Annotated in this window: 16 protein-coding genes, 1 tRNA gene and 1 pseudogene; 12 read left to right on the top strand and 6 right to left on the bottom strand. The window is 36.5% G+C overall.

Annotation, left to right across the window (positions count from 1 at the left end; genetic code table 11):
- Window positions 1-103: 103 nt before the first annotated feature.
- The 4 genes from yidC to rplS form a co-directional block, all read right to left on the bottom strand.
- Entirely contained in the window at window positions 104-1930 is a 1827-nt protein-coding gene (yidC, locus tag L1283_RS18465) for a membrane protein insertase YidC (protein WP_088162904.1), read from the bottom strand.
- Between the two features lie 39 nt (window positions 1931-1969).
- Window positions 1970-3580 (bottom strand): CTP synthase, encoded by a 1611-nt coding sequence (locus tag L1283_RS18460; RefSeq protein WP_088162903.1) that lies wholly within the window; start codon window positions 3578-3580, stop codon window positions 1970-1972.
- Between the two features lie 123 nt (window positions 3581-3703).
- Complete coding sequence (locus L1283_RS18455; protein WP_088162902.1) at window positions 3704-4789, bottom strand: carbohydrate-binding family 9-like protein; 1086 nt, start codon at window positions 4787-4789, stop codon at window positions 3704-3706.
- 297 nt (window positions 4790-5086) lie between these two features.
- Entirely contained in the window at window positions 5087-5434 is a 348-nt protein-coding gene (rplS, locus tag L1283_RS18450; protein WP_075994123.1) for a 50S ribosomal protein L19, read from the bottom strand.
- Between the two features lie 342 nt (window positions 5435-5776).
- Here rplS and L1283_RS18445 point away from each other — a divergent pair.
- Window positions 5777-5850, top strand: a tRNA-Pro gene (locus tag L1283_RS18445).
- A 577-nt stretch (window positions 5851-6427) separates the two neighbouring features.
- Here L1283_RS18445 and L1283_RS18440 read toward each other — a convergent pair.
- Both L1283_RS18440 and L1283_RS18435 read right to left on the bottom strand, forming a co-directional pair.
- Window positions 6428-7366: pseudogene (locus L1283_RS18440) on the bottom strand (recombinase family protein); the annotation flags it as partial.
- Window positions 7367-7692: 326 nt separating this feature from the next.
- Window positions 7693-9165, bottom strand: coding sequence for a recombinase family protein (locus L1283_RS18435; protein WP_159333377.1), 1473 nt, complete (start codon window positions 9163-9165; stop codon window positions 7693-7695).
- A gap of 755 nt (window positions 9166-9920) precedes the next feature.
- Between L1283_RS18435 and L1283_RS18430 the strand changes: the two genes are divergently transcribed.
- The 11 genes from L1283_RS18430 to L1283_RS18380 all read left to right on the top strand — a co-directional run bounded on the left by L1283_RS18430 (window position 9921) and on the right by L1283_RS18380 (window position 19120).
- Window positions 9921-10313, top strand: coding sequence for a single-stranded DNA-binding protein (locus L1283_RS18430; protein ID WP_260031493.1), 393 nt, complete (start codon window positions 9921-9923; stop codon window positions 10311-10313).
- 45 nt (window positions 10314-10358) lie between these two features.
- Complete coding sequence (locus L1283_RS18425; RefSeq protein WP_260031494.1) at window positions 10359-11432, top strand: DUF932 domain-containing protein; 1074 nt, start codon at window positions 10359-10361, stop codon at window positions 11430-11432.
- A gap of 55 nt (window positions 11433-11487) precedes the next feature.
- Window positions 11488-11964, top strand: a complete 477-nt coding sequence (locus tag L1283_RS18420; RefSeq protein ID WP_260031495.1) for a hypothetical protein — start codon at window positions 11488-11490, stop codon at window positions 11962-11964.
- Window positions 11961-12164, top strand: coding sequence for a hypothetical protein (locus L1283_RS18415; RefSeq protein ID WP_143884016.1), 204 nt, complete (start codon window positions 11961-11963; stop codon window positions 12162-12164). Before L1283_RS18420 ends, L1283_RS18415 begins: the two co-directional genes overlap by 4 nt.
- Before the next feature lie 4 nt (window positions 12165-12168).
- Window positions 12169-12771: a PRTRC system protein E gene (locus L1283_RS18410; RefSeq protein ID WP_260031496.1), complete on the top strand. Its 603-nt coding sequence runs from the start codon at window positions 12169-12171 to the stop codon at window positions 12769-12771.
- 26 nt (window positions 12772-12797) lie between these two features.
- Window positions 12798-13016 (top strand): PRTRC system protein C, encoded by a 219-nt coding sequence (locus L1283_RS18405; RefSeq protein WP_038330829.1) that lies wholly within the window; start codon window positions 12798-12800, stop codon window positions 13014-13016.
- 17 nt (window positions 13017-13033) lie between these two features.
- Window positions 13034-14188 (top strand): hypothetical protein, encoded by a 1155-nt coding sequence (locus L1283_RS18400; protein ID WP_260031497.1) that lies wholly within the window; start codon window positions 13034-13036, stop codon window positions 14186-14188.
- 10 nt (window positions 14189-14198) lie between these two features.
- Window positions 14199-14912, top strand: coding sequence for a PRTRC system protein B (locus L1283_RS18395; protein WP_260031499.1), 714 nt, complete (start codon window positions 14199-14201; stop codon window positions 14910-14912).
- Window positions 14909-15625 carry a PRTRC system ThiF family protein gene (locus L1283_RS18390; RefSeq protein ID WP_260031501.1) on the top strand — a complete coding sequence of 239 codons (717 nt, stop codon included), beginning with the start codon at window positions 14909-14911 and terminating at the stop codon, window positions 15623-15625. The genes L1283_RS18395 and L1283_RS18390 overlap by 4 nt, the downstream gene beginning before the upstream one ends.
- A gap of 460 nt (window positions 15626-16085) precedes the next feature.
- Window positions 16086-16784, top strand: coding sequence for a hypothetical protein (locus L1283_RS18385; protein ID WP_260031505.1), 699 nt, complete (start codon window positions 16086-16088; stop codon window positions 16782-16784).
- Window positions 16778-19120, top strand: a complete 2343-nt coding sequence (locus L1283_RS18380; RefSeq protein WP_143884024.1) for a DEAD/DEAH box helicase — start codon at window positions 16778-16780, stop codon at window positions 19118-19120. Before L1283_RS18385 ends, L1283_RS18380 begins: the two co-directional genes overlap by 7 nt.
- Window positions 19121-19123 lie beyond the last annotated feature (3 nt).

The raw sequence follows: 19123 nt of genomic DNA, 5'->3' as shown, positions 1-19123 counted from the left end.
CTATTAACACCCTTTTTAACGTTTGGTTTGACGAAATGCTACAAAAGTTCACAAACAAAGAAGGCTTCCAATTTGGAAGCCTTCTTTATCAGTATGATAAATCTTACGATTTGTTTTTATTTTGTTGTGCTTGTTGTTGTGCACGCATCATCTCTTCCATTTTCGTTTGGAAGCTCGATTTTTTATCTGCTTTTGGATTCTTTTTATTTTCCTCCAATTTAGCTAAGATTTTCTCATCATTCACCATGGTGCGAATAACCAACTGAGTCAAGAACGTAAATAATGCACTTAAGAAATAGTAGTAGTTCAAACCTGCTGGGAAGCTATTCAAAACAAAGAAGAAAATCAAAGGCATGATATAGCCCATGTATTTCATTTGTCCTGTAGCACCAGATGTAGCGTTGTTATACCAAGTCGTCAACAATGTTGTCAATGTCATCAAGATACACATCAAAGAGATGTGGTTGAATGATCCAAAAATAGGTGCAAATGTAAACAGTGTATCATAGGTTGACATATCCTTCATAAACAAGAAGCTTTGTCCTCTCAATTCAAATAAATTTGGAAAGAAGTAGAAGAACGCAATTGTAAATGGCATTTGTAGGACAAGCGGAAGACATCCACCAAGTGGATTTACACCAACCTGTTTGTACAATTTCATTTGCTCCTGCTGCATCAACATTTGATTATCTTCACCCACTTTTGCTTTGATCTCATCCAGCTGCGGTTTTAATACACGCATTTTTGCCATAGAGACATAAGACTTGTAGGTCATTGGTGAAAGAATCAGCTTCAACATCAATGTCAATAAAAGGATAACGATACCGTAGCTCATATGGAAACCATCCAGGAAGTTAAATACAGGTACTGTAATCCATTGGTTGATCCAACGCATAGGGCCCCAACCCATATTGATGATCGATTGGTAGTCATTACCCTCGGCCTTCAATACATTGTATTGATTTGGTCCAAAGAAGAAGTTTAAGGAATAGTTATTGTCCTTATGATTATCAAATGCCAATTCTGCGTTTGTATTATAGAATTTGACGATGTCGGTTTCTGAAGCATGTTTTACATCCACTTTTGCATTGACAAAGCCATCTTTAGTGCTGAGGATACTAGAGAAGTAATGCTGCTTGAATGCAATCCATTGTACTTTTTTCTCCAATGCTTCATCCGCATCTTTTGATTCTGAAAGATGATCTACTTTATTATCTTCTTTATAATAAAGTGTAGATTTCTGTCTTTCAGATTCTATGTTTTGCTCTTTTTGTCTCAACGCGGTGTTCCAGTTAAGGGTCAACGTTTTTTGACTCTGCGGAATTAAATTCTGTATCCCTTTTGTGTTAATATCCAGTCCAACATTATAGCCTTTACCAGCAATCGAGTACACATATTCAATATACTGTTCGGCACTGTAATTTAGTCGGAATTTTACAGATTGTTTACCTTCACCAGAAACTTGGATATCCGAAGATTCTGTATTGAAGTATAAATCATTTGTTGATACGTTTTGACCAGCTGCGTTAAATTGAAAACCAAACTTATTGTCTTCACCATCAAAAAGCATCAAAGGTTTTCCATTGAAATTCTTTTCGCCTTTTAGTTCTACAGATTTAACCTTACCACCTTTTGTACTGATTTTGGCAATGATTTTCTCGTTTTCAATCGTAATGACTTTCTCCGTTCCAAATTTTGTCGCACCAAAAGGCTTTTTCAATTCCGCCGAATCAGCAATCACTGCTGTTTGTGCTGCTTTGGTTTTAGCGGTAGAGTCACTTTCGGCAGGCAGTCCTTTTTCTGTGCGCGCTTTAGCCTCTTGTCTCGCTTGTTCTTGTTTGATTTCCGATTCTGAAGGCTTCATCAGGTAAAATGAACCAGTGATGATAGCAAACATCAGGACCAAACCAATTAGGGTATTTCTATCCATTTTTAATAATTAAACTTAATTAATTGTATCCTTCTATTACTACTTTGATTTTTTGTTGGCCAAAGCAGCGGCTACAAAGCTAACAAAAAGTGGGTGAGGATTTGCAACAGTTGACTTTAATTCTGGATGAAATTGTCCGGCAACGAAAAATGGATGGTTTTTCAATTCGACAATTTCAACTAATCCAGTCTCCGGATTGAATCCTGAAGCAATCATTCCAGCTGCTTCATATTGTTTTAAATAGTCATTGTTAAACTCATAACGGTGACGGTGTCTTTCAGAAATTTTTGTTTTACCATAGATGGCAAAGGCCTTAGTTCCTTTTTTAATTTCACAGTCGTAAGCACCTAAACGCATTGTACCGCCCATATTGGTAATATTTTTTTGCTCTTCCATCAAATTGATGACCGGATTGCTGGTGTTGGCATCCATTTCAAAACTGTTGGCATCTTTTAATCCCAATACGTTTCTTCCGAATTCGATAACCGAACATTGCATACCTAAGCAGATACCAAAGAACGGAATATTATTTTCACGAACATACTGAATAGCATTTAGCTTACCATCCAAGCCGCGTTCACCGAAACCCGGAGCAACCAAAACTCCATCCATACCTTTCAGCTTTTCAGCAACATTTTCTTTTGTAACACTTTCAGCAGCAATATAGCTCACTTTTACTTTACATTCGTTTGTTGCGCCCGCATGAATAAATCCTTCGATAATGGACTTGTAAGCATCTGGAAGCTCAACATATTTTCCGACCAAAGCAATATTAACTTCACTTGTCGGGTTTTTGAGCTTACCTAAAAAGTTTTTCCAGTTTTCTAGATCAGGCTCATTTTTGTTGGAAAGTTTTAGCTTTGTTAATGCTGTTTTATCAAGATTCTCCTTCAACATCAATAATGGGACATCATAAATCGTCGACGCATCGATAGATTCTACGACGGCGTTGATGTTGACATTACAGAATTGCGCTAATTTTTTACGGATTTCTTGCGATAATTTATGTTCAGTACGACATACTAGAATATCAGGTTGTACACCATATTCCAATAATGTTTTTACGGAATGCTGGGTAGGTTTTGTTTTAAGCTCACCAGCAGCAGCCAAATAAGGGACTAAAGTCAAATGGATAACCAGCGAATTATTGGCTCCTAATTCCCAGCGAAGCTGTCTTACGGCCTCCACAAACGGTAAGGACTCAATATCGCCTACAGTTCCGCCCAATTCAGTGATGATAATGTCATATTTGCCGGACTCACCCAACAGTTGCATTCTGCGTTTTATCTCATCGGTGATATGGGGAATCACTTGAACGGTTTTTCCTAAATATGCACCTTCACGTTCTTGTTGGATAACGTGTTGATAGATGCGGCCTGTCGTGACGTTATTTGCTTGTGAGGTAGGGACATTCAGGAAGCGCTCGTAATGACCTAAGTCAAGGTCTGTTTCAGCGCCATCTTCTGTAACATAACATTCTCCATGTTCATATGGATTTAATGTTCCTGGATCGATGTTAATGTAAGGGTCGAATTTTTGAATGGTAACTTTATAGCCACGCGCTTGGAGAAGTTTAGCAAGGGAGGCAGCAATAATACCTTTCCCCAACGACGAAGTAACGCCGCCCGTAACAAAAATATATTTAGTCATAACAATTAAAGGATTTTCAATTTTATGTGGTCAAAATGACCAATAATAGTTGCTCTATGTACGGGATACAAAGATAGCAATTTTTATTCAAAATCAGAATTGAAGATGGCTCGATTAATTAAATTAAAAATAGATATTACCTTGGCTATCTATTGTTGTCTTTAATGTAGGCTGTGCTTTTGACTTGATTTCAATGCGATAGAAATTATTACTGTTTGAAAATACAATCTCATAATTTTTGTGCTCATTTATAATTTCAGGATATAATTTGCTTAGCTCCTGAATTGACGTTGCATAGCGTTTTTTATCCTTTCTATAGATCTGTTGCAGGTAAAAGATATTCCAGGTAACTTTTTCGAGTGCGAGGAATTGCTCATCGATAGGTTGATGGTCTGTGTCGTTAACAAATTTTATATGTCCCCATCGCTCAGGGTAATGCATATTAACGAGGCCGATTGGAGACCATACCCAGTTCTCTTCAGCGAGCGTCTTACCCGTGTTGTCTTTTCTCTTGCTGTAGGTTGTTTCGGTGTTGTCATAATGCCACTGAACACGTGAGAAGTTTATCTTCCAGGTTTCATTTGCTTTAATCTGATTTCCTTCGCCAAAGTATTTTAGACTTTTTACAGGTATTTTCATTTCCACAGTCCAAAATTCATCCTTGTCTTGAGGATCGTTGATGGACCCAGCATGATAGACTGCACTTTCCATATCTTTTGTGTCCCAATTTAGATTAGCTCTGCCGCCAAAGCGATAAGGTTTAGTCATCAAAAGATCCATTACGGTATTTAATGCGTTTATTTCAATCTCTATATATTCTGGAGATAACAGATTTGGCTTGAGAAAGATCTCAAAATCATTGTCATGATAGATGATTGTATCTTTTTGTCTTAAATATCCTTTGATATGAGGTTCTTGAAGCTTAGCAAAAATGTAAAGATTTTCTTTGTCCCAAAGCATCTTGACTTGTGTCTTAAAAGTAGGGGCAGGTTTATTTGATCCCTCAATATCCTTAAAAGAATCTGTCCATATCGCTTTTGACCAGGAAGCTTCACTGTCCTTTCCGTCAATCGTGATCGCATCTGTTACTGGAAGTACATAATACGTTTGAGGGCGCGACTGTAGCTGAAGAAATTCATTCAGATTTCGTTGTGCAAAAATAAAGGTCGGATAGATGATAAAAGTAAGGATAAAAGCTATAGTTCTCATCAAGATACAGTTTGATTTTTAGCGGTAGCCAAGTTGGGATGAAACAATACCAGTTTGTTTTCCGCTATTGTAATCATCTACGATTCTACCTTTCAGATACGGTGCTAAAAGTAAGTAAAATGTTTTAGCGCGGCAAAAAGAGGGTTGGAATTTTGAAGGACATTATCTAATTGTCCTAAATTTATTACAGAAGGAAGTTGGTTGTGCTGTCTGCGTTTGAGAAGCCAGGGCAATATAGTCAATAAAAAAAGGCTTTGAATATATTCAAAGCCTTTTTTTATGCTGTAATAGTCGTAATTAGATTCTTTTCGATTTAATACGAGCAGCTTTACCAGTAAGGCCGCGTAAATAGAATAATTTCGCGCGACGAACTTTACCGTAGCTGTTTACTTCAATTTTTTCAATGTTTGGTGAGTTTACAGGGAAAATACGTTCAACACCTACACCGTTTGAGATTTTACGAACGGTAAAAGTAGCGTTAGCACCTTCGCTGTTTAATTGAATTACTACACCTTGGTACACCTGTACACGCTCTTTATTTCCTTCGCGAATTTTATAATGAACGCTGACGGTATCTCCAGCTTTGAAAGCGGGAATTTCATTCTTTACTACCGCTTGTTCTTCTACAAATTTTACTAAATCCATGATTTCGAGTAATTATTAACGATTTATATCCTGTAAAAATCGGAATGCAATATTACGACTTATTTTCTGAATATAAAAATACTTTTTTAAAAAACTATTGACTGATATTCAAATCGGATGCAAAGATATGAAAATGAAATGGATAATCTAAAGATATTTTGAATATTCCTTTGTAGGCTATATGGAGAGGGTTTTTAATTACTAAATTCAATAGAATATGTGCTTTGTGTAAAAATATTGTGCAATCAATCAGCTATTTAGTGATTAATTTTCTGCAGGGTGTTGACAAAGTCAAAAAATGATTCGATATTTGTGCCACACAAAACAAAGGTGATACCTTTTCGGGGTGTAGCGTAGCCCGGTATCGCGCCACATTTGGGATGTGGAGGTCGTAGGTTCGAATCCTGCCACCCCGACTTCACGGGACAAAGTAGAAAAATCTACTTTTGTCCCGTTTTTTTTTGTATATAACTTTTTGTTTATCAAGTTGATATGTTGTATAAAATCGTTTCGACGAGCGGTTCGAACTTGGCTTTCTGAAAAAATGATTTTTTCAGGGTAAATTGAACCAATATCTTTTGATATCTCTGCAAGTTCTCCTTTCATTACATTTTTCTCTATCTCAATTATCTTGTTAATTCCTTGTTTTATAAGGTCTTGAATGTTATCTGAATCATAATTAACTCTATTTAGCTTTGCTTCCAGAGCAGAAATCTTTGAACTATAGACTGATTTCATTTCTCTATAGTCTTCAGCTTCAATCTGACGAGTAGCAAGCAGGTCTCGCGTGTGAGATAATCGATCTTCATAATCTTTAATTTCTGCCAAAATCTCCTTTTTTTCTGATTGTACTTCTAGTGTTCCACCTAGGTAGTCTTTCGAAATGGTTTCTTCATAGAAAGATCTATTTTGGATTTTAGGAAGAAATTCAATTAAGTCTTCTACAATAGCCGCGTTGACTTTTTCAGCATTCACACGATGCGTACATCCTCCGATACAATGATAATATGCATAGTAACGGCTTCTACCTTTTGATTTACTTCCAGTCAATAACTTACTGCATTCAGGGCAAACCAAATATCCTCTAACCGGAAACTCATCAATGGTTTTTATCTTGGGACGATAGTTTCGTCCGCGTCCATCTAATACGTCCTGTACTTCATAGTAGAGCGATTCAGATATGATTCCCTCGTGTTGCCCATCAACGAAACAGCTTTCTTCGTCTTTGAACTGGGGAACGAATATTTTACCACAGTACAATGGATTTCGTATAACCTGCCAAAAAGCATTCTTGCTACATTTCAATCCCTTTTCTTTCGCTTGCTTAAACACCTGCTCGGTATTGAATATACCTTTCGCTATTTCTTTAAATGCGTACCTTAAAACGGAAGCGTCAGGCTCTTTCGGTGCAATAAATTTCTTTCCATTTTCGGAAGTTTTATTTTCATATGCTACAGGAGCTAATCCCATATAGCGACCCTCTTTCTTCGCTCGGCGCATTCCGTAAAATACATTCAATGCACGACGGTCATTTTCAACTTCAGGAGCCGCAAGATAAAATGCCAGCATCATTTTATTCTCAGGGATAGACAAATCAAGTGGTTGTTCTATCGCCTGCGGTTCTACGCCCAACCCGCGAAGAATGTTAATCATTTGATAGGCATCACCAGCATTTCTGCTGAAACGATCCCATTTTGTGAACAGAATAAGGTTCACATTATTTTTCTTTTTTTTAAGTGTCAGTACAAGATTTTTCCATTCGGGTCTATTGAATGTCTTTGCGGAATGGTCCTCATAGATAATATTTCTTACCTCAATCGACTGATTGATGCAATACTTGCGCAACATCTCTTCTTGGTTTCTCTGTGAATAGCCCTTATCAGCCTGTTCATCTGTACTAACTCGAATGTATAAGTCTGCTATATTTCCCATCGCTAAAAATAATTTATAGACAACTCCGCACAAAAATTATACATAGATCCTGGAACCCTTAACAATAAACTATTTAAGTAATGTATCCTGTCTTTCAATGGTGCTCGTTGGCTTTGTTTGGCACTAAATTACAAAAATCAAAACACCTAACATCTTATTTTTCAGCAATGTTCATAAAAATTGTTTGTTTTGTTGTAAATTGAATTGTAGGACTGTCAGAGTTTAATTTCCTACAATCCTTTATGGGAAAATCAAAAAAAAATGCCCTATAAAGGCATATTTTGATTGAAACTTTATGTATTGAAAGCTTTTAGATATTTCAGATACTATACAATGTATCGATACCCCTTTTTCACTGCCGGACAGAATTTTGATTTTGTGAAAGATTCTCCATCAAATATCAATTTTTCAGGGAATAATATGTTTAGGAAAGCTCTTAAATCTTCACTACTGCTCTGACTTAGAACGCCATCAAGTTTAAGAAGTTCTGAAATATCATTTTTTAAAAGTTCTTCTATATCTGGAATTCTTCCGCTTACATCAGAAAACTTCTTATTTAATTGATCGATTGAGATACCGTATTGGCTCTTTATTTCATTGTATTCTGATGCGTCGATCTTGTCTGTAGCCAATAGGTCCCTTATATGGGATATCCGGTTTTCAAAATCTTTCAATTGTGTAAAAATTTGTTTTTTTGCAGTCTGTATATCTCTTGTTTGCTCAAAATAGCACTCTTTCAAAATTTCCTTATATACTTCTAATAATTCTTTGCGTGGTTTATATCTCCCTAATTCCTGTTCAAACAGTTCAGTTAATTTATCACTCCCAATACGCAGTGAACATCCTTTATAACAATGGTAATAGTTGTAATATCTGCTTCTACCTTTTGATCGGCTAGCTGTTAATAATTTTCCACATTTTGGACAGATCAGAAATCCCCGTAGTGGAAACTCATTACGTGTATCAATTTTTAAGCGATATTTTCTCCCACGCCCGTCTAGGATATCCTGGACTTCTTCAAACAGTTTTTCTTCTAGAATTGCCTCGTGTTGTCCTTCTACAAAATAACCTTCTTCATCTTTGAATGGCGGAATGAATATCTTACCACAGTAAAGCGGATTTCTTATCATCTGCCAGAACGCATTTTTACTGCATTTTAACCCTTTTTCTCTTGATTTTTTCCAAATCTGTTCGGTATTGTAAAGACCTTTCGCCAATTGTTCAAATGACCAACGCAAGACTGATGCATCAGGTTCTTTTGGTGTGATAAATTTGAGACCGCTCTCATCAACTTTATTTTTATAACCTACAGGTGCCAACCCCATATACCTTCCTTCTTTCTTTGCTCGACGCATTCCATAAAAAACGTTCAATGCACGCCTATCATTTTCAACTTCTGGAGCTGCAAGATAGAATGCCAGCATCATCTTATTCTCTGGTATTGAGAGATCTAACGGCTGTTCTATGGCTTGTGGTTCAATATTGAGGTCACGTAGAATATTTATCATTTGGTATGCATCGCCTGCATTACGGCTAAAACGGTCCCATTTGGTAAATAGAATAAGATCGATACGATTCTTGTTTTTCTTCAGATTAGCTATCAATTTTTTCCATTCAGGCCTATTAAAGGTTTTGGCAGAATGGTCTTCGTATATGACATGACGTATTTCTATGGAATGGCTTTCACAGTATTTGCGCAGCATTTCTTCCTGGTTACGTTGCGAGTAACCTTTATCGGCCTGTTCATCTGTGCTTACACGTACATAAATGTCTGCAATGGGCTCTCTACTTACTCTCATCTTTCCAAATATTTTTTTACAGCGATCCGTGCTAGTCTTTTTAAAAACAGAAGCATTCTCGTAGCATCTTCATTTGACATTTCCGTTTTATCACCTTTCATAACTTTCTTAAGTTTCTCAGCGGTGACCTTAGTTTTCTGTGAATTATCTCTCATAACCAATCCTATTTAGAAAATATGGATTTTGAAATTATGGATGATTTTAAAGAGAAAGCCCAAAGATGTAGTCTTTGTCTTTTAAAGGCAGTATTTGACCATATATTATTGGTGACCGAATGAGATAGAAAATAATAAGCTACTGATTGAACACTAAAGTGTTGTAAAACTCAGCCTCGATGGCTGCGTGTTTTCTACGCACATCGGGTCATTATCCAATACCTTTTCCATTGGCTTCCACATTATTTTTTATCCAAGAGCCGGTATGCTGTTTTTGTCCCATTTCAAGAGCAAAGGTATTTCAGTGTTCATAACGCAACAGCAAGGTCGTGCCCTTTGGGTTTGCAAAATAATCTCCACCCATGCGGGTCGTATTTTTTTGACAAAACCTTGCTGCTGCTAAACACTAACCTTTTATGCTCGTGAAACGAAACAAAGCATACTCCGGCTCTTTACACGAATAAAAAAAATGTCAGAAATGAAAAATATCAGCATTGGAAATGGAAAAAGTGAAACGAAAACAAGCACCTCCTCTCATTGCCGAATAAATCAAATCAAAAAAAATCGAACAGGAATTTAACAACGTAAAAATCGAAAATCATGAACATCACAGGAAGACTGACAAGAGATGCGGAAGTACGCACAACGTCACAGGACAAACAAGTAGTAAACTTTTCAGTAGCAACAAACGACAGCTACAAAAACAAGCAGGGCGAACGCATAGAACAAACAACCTATTTCGACTGCTCGTACTGGATAACTCCCAACGTAGCCAGACTACTCACAAAAGGCACACTGGTAGAACTGACAGGCAGAGTAAGTACAAGAGCGTGGAAAGGAAATGACGGAGAGCCAAAAGCAGGACTGAATTTCCATACCTCACAAATCAAACTGCACGGAGGTAGCAGGAAAACAGAAACCGCACAGGCTACTGACAATAACAACAAAGGCAAGGCTAAAGCGGAGCAAACCGAAGATGACCTACCATTTTAACAGCTATCAAATATTCATTTTTCAAACTTTTAAAATTTCAACAACATGGCACATAATATCAATTTCAACAGCAAAACAGGACGTTACTCATTTTTTAGCGTAAAGGAAAAAGCGTGGCACGGTTTGGGGCAAATCGTACAGGACTACCCAACAAGTGAGCAAGCTATCAGACACGCAGGGTTAGATTATGAAGTGGTAAAATCTCCACTCTTTACAAAAAGCTCAGGCATTATAGAAACTGCTAACGGTATCGAGATTGGAAATAGCGAACTGGAAGTACCTAACTATTTCGCCAACATACGCACCGATAACAATGCAGTTTTGGGTGTGGTGGGTAAAGACTATCATATCGTACAAAACAGGGATGCTTTTTCATTCTTTGACAGTATTGTAGGTGGTACGGACGGCATTTTATACGAAACCGCAGGAGCTTTGGGTAATGGGGAACGCATTTTTATCACCGCCAAATTACCTAGTTATATCCGTGTGGGCAATGGCGATGATGTGACAGAAAAATACATCTTCCTTACGACTTCGCATGACGGTAGCGGTAGTATTACAGCCGCTTTTACACCTATCCGTATCGTTTGCCAAAATACCTTAAATGCTTCTTTGCGTAATATGAGCAATGTAGTACGCATTAAGCACACCGCAGGAGCAAAACAACGTTTGGACAATGCACATAAAGTTATGGGAATTGCGAACCAGTTCAGTGACCAATTAGAAGGAATTTTCAATGAGTGGACGAAAGTAAAAGTTTCAGACCAAGAAGTTAAAAAGCTAATCCAACTGGCACTTTGCCCAAATAAGGAAACATTGGAACTGCTAAAAAAAGGTGCGGAAGATGAAGTTTCCACCGTATACAAAAACGTGGTTGAAGATGCTTTTGCTTATGCAATGGTAAGCGATACCCAACAGATGGACACCACAAAAGGTACTTTGTTCGGGGCATATAATGCAGTAACAGGCTATTATCAGAACGTAAGAAATTACAAAGACAACGAAGCCAAATTACAGAGTATTGTAATGGGCGGTACTGCTCAACTTAAATCACAGAAAGCATTTGAATTATGTACTTCTTTTCAGAAAGTTGGTGCAGACGTTTTTCAACTCAATTAATTAAACCATAGGCTACTGCCTTGCAAACGGTGGTAGCCTTTTAAAAACAAATATTATGGCGAATTGGTGCAGTAATACGGTTGTATTTGAGGGGAAACCCGAAGCAATCAGACAGATACAACAACTTTTTCAAACCCTAAAGGAAAAGGAAGAACAAGCCGAAGAGGGGCAATTGCCCGACTTTACAGACAGTACAAACGGTGGGTATTTCTTCAATATCTACTGGAACGAGGGCGATGAAGGGAATTTTCAGTACGAAACAAAATGGTCGCCAAACTCCGAGATACTGCGGAGCATAGCAGACCGCTACCAAGTTGATTTTATACAGGATTATGAGGAAATGGGAAACGGAATATATGGCAGGGCAATCTATCAAAACGGAATACTGGACGATGTATTTTTGAGCGATGAAGACCTAGAAGCGTATGATTTTGACGAAGATAAAGACACCTACCATTTTGAGGGAAAAACCTATGACAGCGATTACGAAATACTGGAAACGCTTTTGGAACGCAAATTATCATTGCTATGAAAGTAACGGATTTAAACGGATGCTCTATCGAAGTCACTGATCTTGATGAAGCCATAAAGATTAGCAAACGGTTCACTGGTTACAGGCACGAGGACGAAAGTTTTTCAGAGTTCGACAAGAGACAGAACGCCTACTGGACAGATATGTTCAATAAACTGACAGCTAAGAAAAAACGATTAGAGGATAAACAAAAAAATTAGAACGATGAACACAAATTTTTTCAATCAGATACAGCAGTTGGACTTTACAGGAGTATTGCAACTGAACATTTCAAAGGGAGCAGAAACCAAGCTAATCGTATCGGTTATGCTTAACAATGAACAATGCGGGGATAGTGCAAAAAACCTTATTCCGCCCCTTACATTCAATGCTACCGCACAGGAGTTTGATGAGGGATTTTTTGAACAGATAACCGCACCAGTACAGACCGTTTCGGGTTTGATGGTGGATATGGAGAAATTCTTGAAGCAAATGGAAGAAGTCAAAAAACAATCGGCAATGGAAAAGGAAAAAGCCGATAAGGAGAAGAAAGAAAAGGAAGCCAAGGAAAAGAAATATAAAGAAGCTATGGCAAAGGCTGACGAACTGGAAAAAGAGGGTAAATTCCGTGAAGCGTGGATGAAAGTGCCGAACCCTGCCGATTTTCCCGACTATGCCGATGCCATACGCAAACGTAAAACTTCACTATCGGACAAATTTGCCACACCGAGCCTTTTCGGTGCAACAGAAGAAGCAACACCCGAACCGATACAATCGGCAGAAGTTACAGACGATTACCCCATTGATAAAGCAGGAGAAGAAGAATAGAAGTACTAACCCAAAAATCAAATGTTATGTTATTAGCAACGCAATTACAACGAGTTTTTATATTGAATGATAAGGGGCAGGAAATCAAACTCAACGACCCCGAACCGCAATGGAGTGTACAAGCAGTAATGAATTTTTATTCCAATACATACCCCATTCTGACTACCGCAAAAGTATCAGCACCACAAATCAAGGACGATACCGTACAGTACCGTTTTGAAAGTGCAATGGGAACAAAAGGTTAAACTAAAACAGTAAAACAATGACTTATGCAACGACATACCGTATCGGGAACATTCCAAATGCCCCAAGAACCCAAGCAAAAGCAATTGCACCGTCAGTTGAGCGAGTTTGCAAACTGGATGCAACGACCGAAAGACGCAAACGAAATCCAAAAGGACAAACAGCAGTCCGTACCAGTAGCCATGTTGCCAATGGTTTTTTAAGGACTTCGTTTCTCCCAAGACTGAACGAAACAGAAACCGTACAGGCTTGCAGGGATAATGCTAAAATGGAAAGGGATTTTTATAGTTCCCTTTCTCAATTGGCAGAGCATTACGGTATCATTCCGAAATCAACGCAATCTTATGGCTACCCCTACAATATCGCATTGGCTTTAAAAGACACCGAAGAACAGCTAAAACTTAAAATAACGGATTGGGAAGAAATCAGACTGATACAGGATAGCAAGAAAGTGTTTTTTACAAGCGAGGAAAGATATAATACTGGTGCAACCCTGTATTACATTCCTGTAATACCCTTATTTCGTTGGTTGAAAGACCCAAAGCGAAAACATACCGCTCAACTGTTTTTGTCAGTTTGCAGTTATTTGTACCACATTGCCGACATTCCATACTACAGACAGGAAAGTAGTTATCTGTACTGGATGTATGAAATGCACAAAGATTGGGTAACCGAGGATGATTACGGAGAAGATACAGAAGCCTACCTCAGCGAATTTTCTCAAGCAGAATGGATTGGCGACCGTATGGAACAGAAAATTTACAACGAAGCTAATTTAAGGCTCTTTAAAGAACGGTTAAACCGTTTTAAATCGAAAGATAAGATTGATGCTGATTGCTTTAAAGTAGCACAGGAAGCCTATGCCATTTATCAGCAATACCCTAATGCAAACGTATTCCGCAATGCCCGACCAAATGGCGAAGCCAATGAAGAAGACATGGAAAATATCATTTCAATGGAGAAATATGTTTCATTCTGTGCAGACGGTACAGGCTGGCTTATGGATAATGTGGTAGAATCCGTTAACAACGAATTACAGGAATACGGACAGATGGAAGAACCCATTATTATCAAACGGTTTGACGGAAGTGATATAACCGCCAATACTTTGGATTTTGAAAACCGTTTGCTACCGATGATAAATGAATTGACATACATTTTGAATAATTTTTAAAAACAAAGCTATGAACGATATAACACAGGATTTCGGAACGCTATACTACCCAAAATCAGCATTGGTATTTTATCAGACTACTGGAAAGGGTAACAATACTTATGTAGAGCATTTTGATATGGATAAAAACGGTACGCCCATTAATGCACACCCTTTAACCGTAAAGGAAGCTAACCAACTGGCTAAGGCTTTGAAGACCGCCAAAGAGGAAAAAGAACCGTTATTGAAACCGCAGGGAATATTAAGCAATGAGGTTTTATACTTTGAGCCTAATGCAAACAAAGTAGTTTGGTTTACCAAAGCCACACAAAGGGAAATGTATTTTGTAGAAAGTCTGGGCATACCTAAAGGCAAAGCCAATGTACCGCCTATGCTGTGGGTAGCCAACCGAAAGGGTTTAGCAGTTTTCGCCTTGTCAAATAGCAGAAGACCTACAATAAAAACAAAGCTGTACAATGCTCCCTTTTTTAACGTGTATGAGGACGGCAATGTATGTATGGGTACGGTAGATGTACGCATAAAGAAAACCGCTTCATTGGAAGAATTTATAAACAAATGGGAAGGTTTTTTCTTTAACAGCTATTTCAGTCATTTAATGCACGGTCATAACCCGATAAATGGAAATTGCGTAAGCCATTGGGAGAGTTTAATTGTCACTGGCGAAGCCTTTCCAATGGAAGTATTGACAAAAAGTAATCTAACCTTAAAAGACATATTGCGATGAACAACGAAAAAATAAAAGTCCATTTTACAGACAGCAGTTTGATAAATGCTACCAATCCCATATCGGTAAACCTTATCGGTGCAGGTGGTACAGGCTCAAAGGTTTTGACCGCCTTAATGGAAATGAACCACAGTTTAATAGCTTTAGGACACGCAGGATTGTCCGTTCGCCTTTGGGATGATGATGTTATTACAGAAGCAAATTTGGGCAGACAGCGTTTCGCTGAATGTGAGGTAGGATTATATAAATCCGTTGCTCTCATCAACCGAGCAAACCGTTTTGCAGGTACAAACTGGAAAGCCGAAACGCAGAAGTTTGAAAAGGACAGTTTGAGCAAAGTTCCCGAAAACGCACAAGCGACAATCTTTATTACCTGCGTGGATAGTGTAAGAGCAAGATTTGGTATTGCTGAAATATTAAAAGCATTGGACTACGGAAAGTATTACCATCATACACCAAAATATTGGCTAGATTACGGCAACAGCCAATACACAGGACAGGTATTATTATCAACCATAGGAGATATAAAACAACCCAATTCCGACAGATACGAAACCGTTTCTAATCTGCCAATGGTTACAGAAGAATTTGGCGATTTGCTGAAGCAGTCCGAACAGCAAGACGACACACCAAGTTGCAGTTTAGCTGAAGCATTGGAAAAACAGGATTTGTATATCAATTCGTCATTGGCTCAAATGGGAAGTTCTTTGTGATGGGGTCTATTTCGTAACGGATTGACAGAATACAGAGGCTTTTTTCTAAATCTGAAAGACTTTCGTTCACAACCCATTCCAGTCGCCCGATAGCCGAAATCGGGCGGCAAAAAGATACTCCCTCCCGAAGGTCGGGGCAGTCTTTTTGCATCTAAGCGGAACAACCACTTTGCCAAAATGTAAGGCTACGAACCGTCCTCACGTCACATTTCATCAAACAGGTTGCGATCTGTTTTGCAGGGATATTCGTTATCCCTTTTTGTCGTTTATGATATGACTTCTTTTCTTTCCACGCATCGACCAAAGAAAAGAAGCAAAAGAACGTCGCTTGGTTAGGATAGATTTTTGTTTGCTAGTTGTTTAAACATTGCTTTAATTCAGTAAGTTTGTTATTTGTAGCAAGATTCGTTATTGAATTTCTATTTGACCAAAAATAAGTAATTATAAATCAGAACCACTAATGAATATTAACCATATTGATAATAAAATACTTAGTAAACTCCCAATTGGTTCTGAATGCAATATTAACTGCATTCATATAAGAATTGATGATTTTAAGCCTATCATTAAAGAAATAGAAACTAATATTTCTGATACGAGTTGGATAAATAATTTGGATGAAATTTCCAAGAAAGTTTTTAAAGCAAATGCTGAAAAAACTATTAACAAGATAGTTAATGAAATAATTGCAAAAGTTTCAACTACTGTGAATACGGATATTGGCGAATATATTGTTTCATACTCAGCACAACACGCGTTGGAAGTTAAATTCCTACATAAAAAAATACCTCTAGCCGAACTTTTGAAAGAAAAAATATCTGGTAATCCTGGTTTTGACTTTCACAGCATTAGTTCTGCTAATTATTTAATATTTGGAGAAGCAAAGTTTAGCACAAATGATACTCCAAGACCTGAAGCATTAGTACAAATAAATAATTTTATTAATGATAGAGATAATGGAGAATTACTTTGGTTACAACCATTTTTAGACGAAACTACAAAAAACAACATCATTAATGATGAAAAGGGATATGCCGCGGCATTTTCTTTCAATAGTGCTAGTATTATCACGATATTGAATAATGCTCTTGATTCTAAACCAATTAAAGAGATAATTAAAAACAAAGAATTATATTTAATCGCGGTAGAATTATGTTAAGTAACATTTTATTTCAGCAGAAGGTTGATGAACAAACTATTAAAGAAATTCTTTTTGACTTTCATAAATATGGACCTGTCAGCAACAGTCATTTAGAATCTTTATCGTATTTAAAAAAATATATACCAGAAGATTTTAAAAAATATGAAGGGAAATTAATGTTTCTTATGGGACTGTTTTACAAAACAAGCACACCTAATTCGTTCATCGAAACAATATATAATGTATATGCTGAATCAATAATTGAAGAAACAGGGCATAATTTTACACCTGTTCAAGCCGATGCGTATAATTCAATAAAGAAATACACCAATTTTTCGTTTTCTGCTCCAACAAGTGCAGGGAAATCTTTTCTATTTCAAGAACTGATAAAAGAATCCAAGGGAGATATAATTATTATTTTGCCATCACGAGCATTACTTTCAGAATACTTAATAAAAGTTAAAAAATTAGTTTCTAAGGAAACATTAGTACTTCAATTCATTGAAATTGTCAACACTAAGCGCACAAAAAACAGAATTTATATTATTACTCCTGAACGGGGTGAAGAGATTTTCAGGAATATAGATAATCTAAATTTAGAACTAATATTATTGGACGAGGCTCAGATTTCAGAAGAAGGAATTAGAGGAATGAAATTTGATTCTTTGGTTAGGAGAATTGATAAAAAGCTAAAAAATGTTAAAAAAATTTTTACTCATCCATTTGTACTCAACCCAGATGCTCAATTCAAAAAACATGACATTACAAACAACACAGATTCAGAAACATACAATCAAAAGACTGTCGGAAAAATATACATTGAGCATTTTGATAATGGTTTTAAATACTTTTCGCCTTTCGACGATAGAATAAAAGGAAGAGGTATAGATAATAATATTGTTAAAGAGATCATTCAAAATAATGGTACAGCTTTAATTTATATATCTAAATCAAAAATATATGATGGGAGTTTTATTGAAACTTTTGCCGAGTATATTGAATTGTGTCCTGAAATTTCAGATGAAAAAGGTTTATCTTATATCAGTAAACTTGAAGAGTTTTTGGGAACAAAAGATGACCGAGAAAAAAACTCTGTATTAATTTATTTAATGAAACGAGGAATTGTTATCCATCATGGTTCAATACCGCTTAAAGCTCGTTTAATAATCGAAGATTTCGTTAATGGACATCATGCAAAAATTTGCTTTTCAACATCAACTTTAATTCAAGGCATTAATATGCCTTTCGATATAGTCTGGATCAATAATTTCACATTTACTGGAAACGAAGATCAAAAAACTCTTAATCTAAAAAATTTGATTGGTAGAGCTGGACGGACAACAACTGAAAATGATTGTTTTGACTTCGGTTACGTAGTGATAGAGAAAAAAAACAAAAAGCTCTTTATAGAAAGGCTAAATAAAGAGTCGAAGTTAACAACTACATCTAATTTAGATGACACAACAGATCCTAACAATGAAGATTTTATAGATATTGTTGACGCAATTAAAAATGACACCTTTAATGTTGATTTACAGCTTACTGAGAGCCAGATTAAACGGATATCAGGTGCAAACCTTGATGACGAAATAGTTTTTATCTTAGATAAATTTCTAAATAAGCAATCACAACCGTTAACTGTAAAGGAATATTATAGACTAGAAGATGATCAAAGAAAAAAAATTAAAATATCGTTTGAAAATATATATAAAGCACATCTTAGGCGTACTGAGTTATCAAATGGAGAAAAAAATGTTCTCAGTACGTCTATTCCAATTTTACTCTGGCAAATTCAAGGTAAATCGTTTGCTGAAATTATTTCATTACGACATGCTTTTTTGTCAGAAAAAGATTATAGGAGGGCATTGAGAAGACAATTATTAAAAAAAGAGATAACTTCTAGAGAATTTAGACTATTATTATCAAAGAAAAAAGTTAGGTTTTCTTGCATCGCAGAACCTTTGCCAAATAAGACCTTTAAACGACCAGTTTCATTATTTCCAAGAGATACCAATATAGTTGATATTGATTTTGACAAGATAATATATGATACCTATGATTATATAGACAAAGTGTTGTCATTATCCCTTAAAGATCCTTTGTCAAGTGCCTTTATATTATATTTTCAAAAAACTAATGATATTAGAGCACAAGTTTTAAGCAATTATATAAAATACGGTACTAATAATGAGACTGAAATATGGTTAATTAAATACGGATTTAGTTTTGATGAAATTGAAGAACTTATCGAATATGTTGAAAAAATAGATGAAACAGAAATCGTCTTTAAGAAAAATATAGATGAATACACTGAAAATTTTGACAATTTTAAATTAATTGAAAGATATCTATAAATC

This window comes from Sphingobacterium sp. HSC-15S19 (assembly GCF_050433745.1).
In the GTDB taxonomy this organism is placed as follows: Bacteria; Bacteroidota; Bacteroidia; order Sphingobacteriales; family Sphingobacteriaceae; genus Sphingobacterium; species Sphingobacterium siyangense.
Note: the sequence above shows the minus strand (reverse complement) of the source record. Positions and strands in the feature narration are given on the sequence as shown.

Coding starts and splice junctions, on each gene's coding strand:
- L1283_RS18425 (WP_260031494.1), top strand. CDS start 10,359: ATGGCACATAATATCAATTTCAACAGCAAAACAGGACGTTACTCATTT.
- L1283_RS18410 (WP_260031496.1), top strand. CDS start 12,169: ATGAACACAAATTTTTTCAATCAGATACAGCAGTTGGACTTTACAGGA.
- L1283_RS18415 (WP_143884016.1), top strand. CDS start 11,961: ATGAAAGTAACGGATTTAAACGGATGCTCTATCGAAGTCACTGATCTT.
- L1283_RS18405 (WP_038330829.1), top strand. CDS start 12,798: ATGTTATTAGCAACGCAATTACAACGAGTTTTTATATTGAATGATAAG.
- L1283_RS18390 (WP_260031501.1), top strand. CDS start 14,909: ATGAACAACGAAAAAATAAAAGTCCATTTTACAGACAGCAGTTTGATA.
- L1283_RS18395 (WP_260031499.1), top strand. CDS start 14,199: ATGAACGATATAACACAGGATTTCGGAACGCTATACTACCCAAAATCA.
- L1283_RS18385 (WP_260031505.1), top strand. CDS start 16,086: ATGAATATTAACCATATTGATAATAAAATACTTAGTAAACTCCCAATT.
- L1283_RS18435 (WP_159333377.1), bottom strand. CDS start 9,165: ATGAGAGTAAGTAGAGAGCCCATTGCAGACATTTATGTACGTGTAAGC.
- L1283_RS18460 (WP_088162903.1), bottom strand. CDS start 3,580: ATGACTAAATATATTTTTGTTACGGGCGGCGTTACTTCGTCGTTGGGG.
- L1283_RS18400 (WP_260031497.1), top strand. CDS start 13,034: ATGACTTATGCAACGACATACCGTATCGGGAACATTCCAAATGCCCCA.
- rplS (WP_075994123.1), bottom strand. CDS start 5,434: ATGGATTTAGTAAAATTTGTAGAAGAACAAGCGGTAGTAAAGAATGAA.
- L1283_RS18420 (WP_260031495.1), top strand. CDS start 11,488: ATGGCGAATTGGTGCAGTAATACGGTTGTATTTGAGGGGAAACCCGAA.
- L1283_RS18430 (WP_260031493.1), top strand. CDS start 9,921: ATGAACATCACAGGAAGACTGACAAGAGATGCGGAAGTACGCACAACG.
- L1283_RS18455 (WP_088162902.1), bottom strand. CDS start 4,789: ATGAGAACTATAGCTTTTATCCTTACTTTTATCATCTATCCGACCTTT.
- yidC (WP_088162904.1), bottom strand. CDS start 1,930: ATGGATAGAAATACCCTAATTGGTTTGGTCCTGATGTTTGCTATCATC.
- L1283_RS18380 (WP_143884024.1), top strand. CDS start 16,778: ATGTTAAGTAACATTTTATTTCAGCAGAAGGTTGATGAACAAACTATT.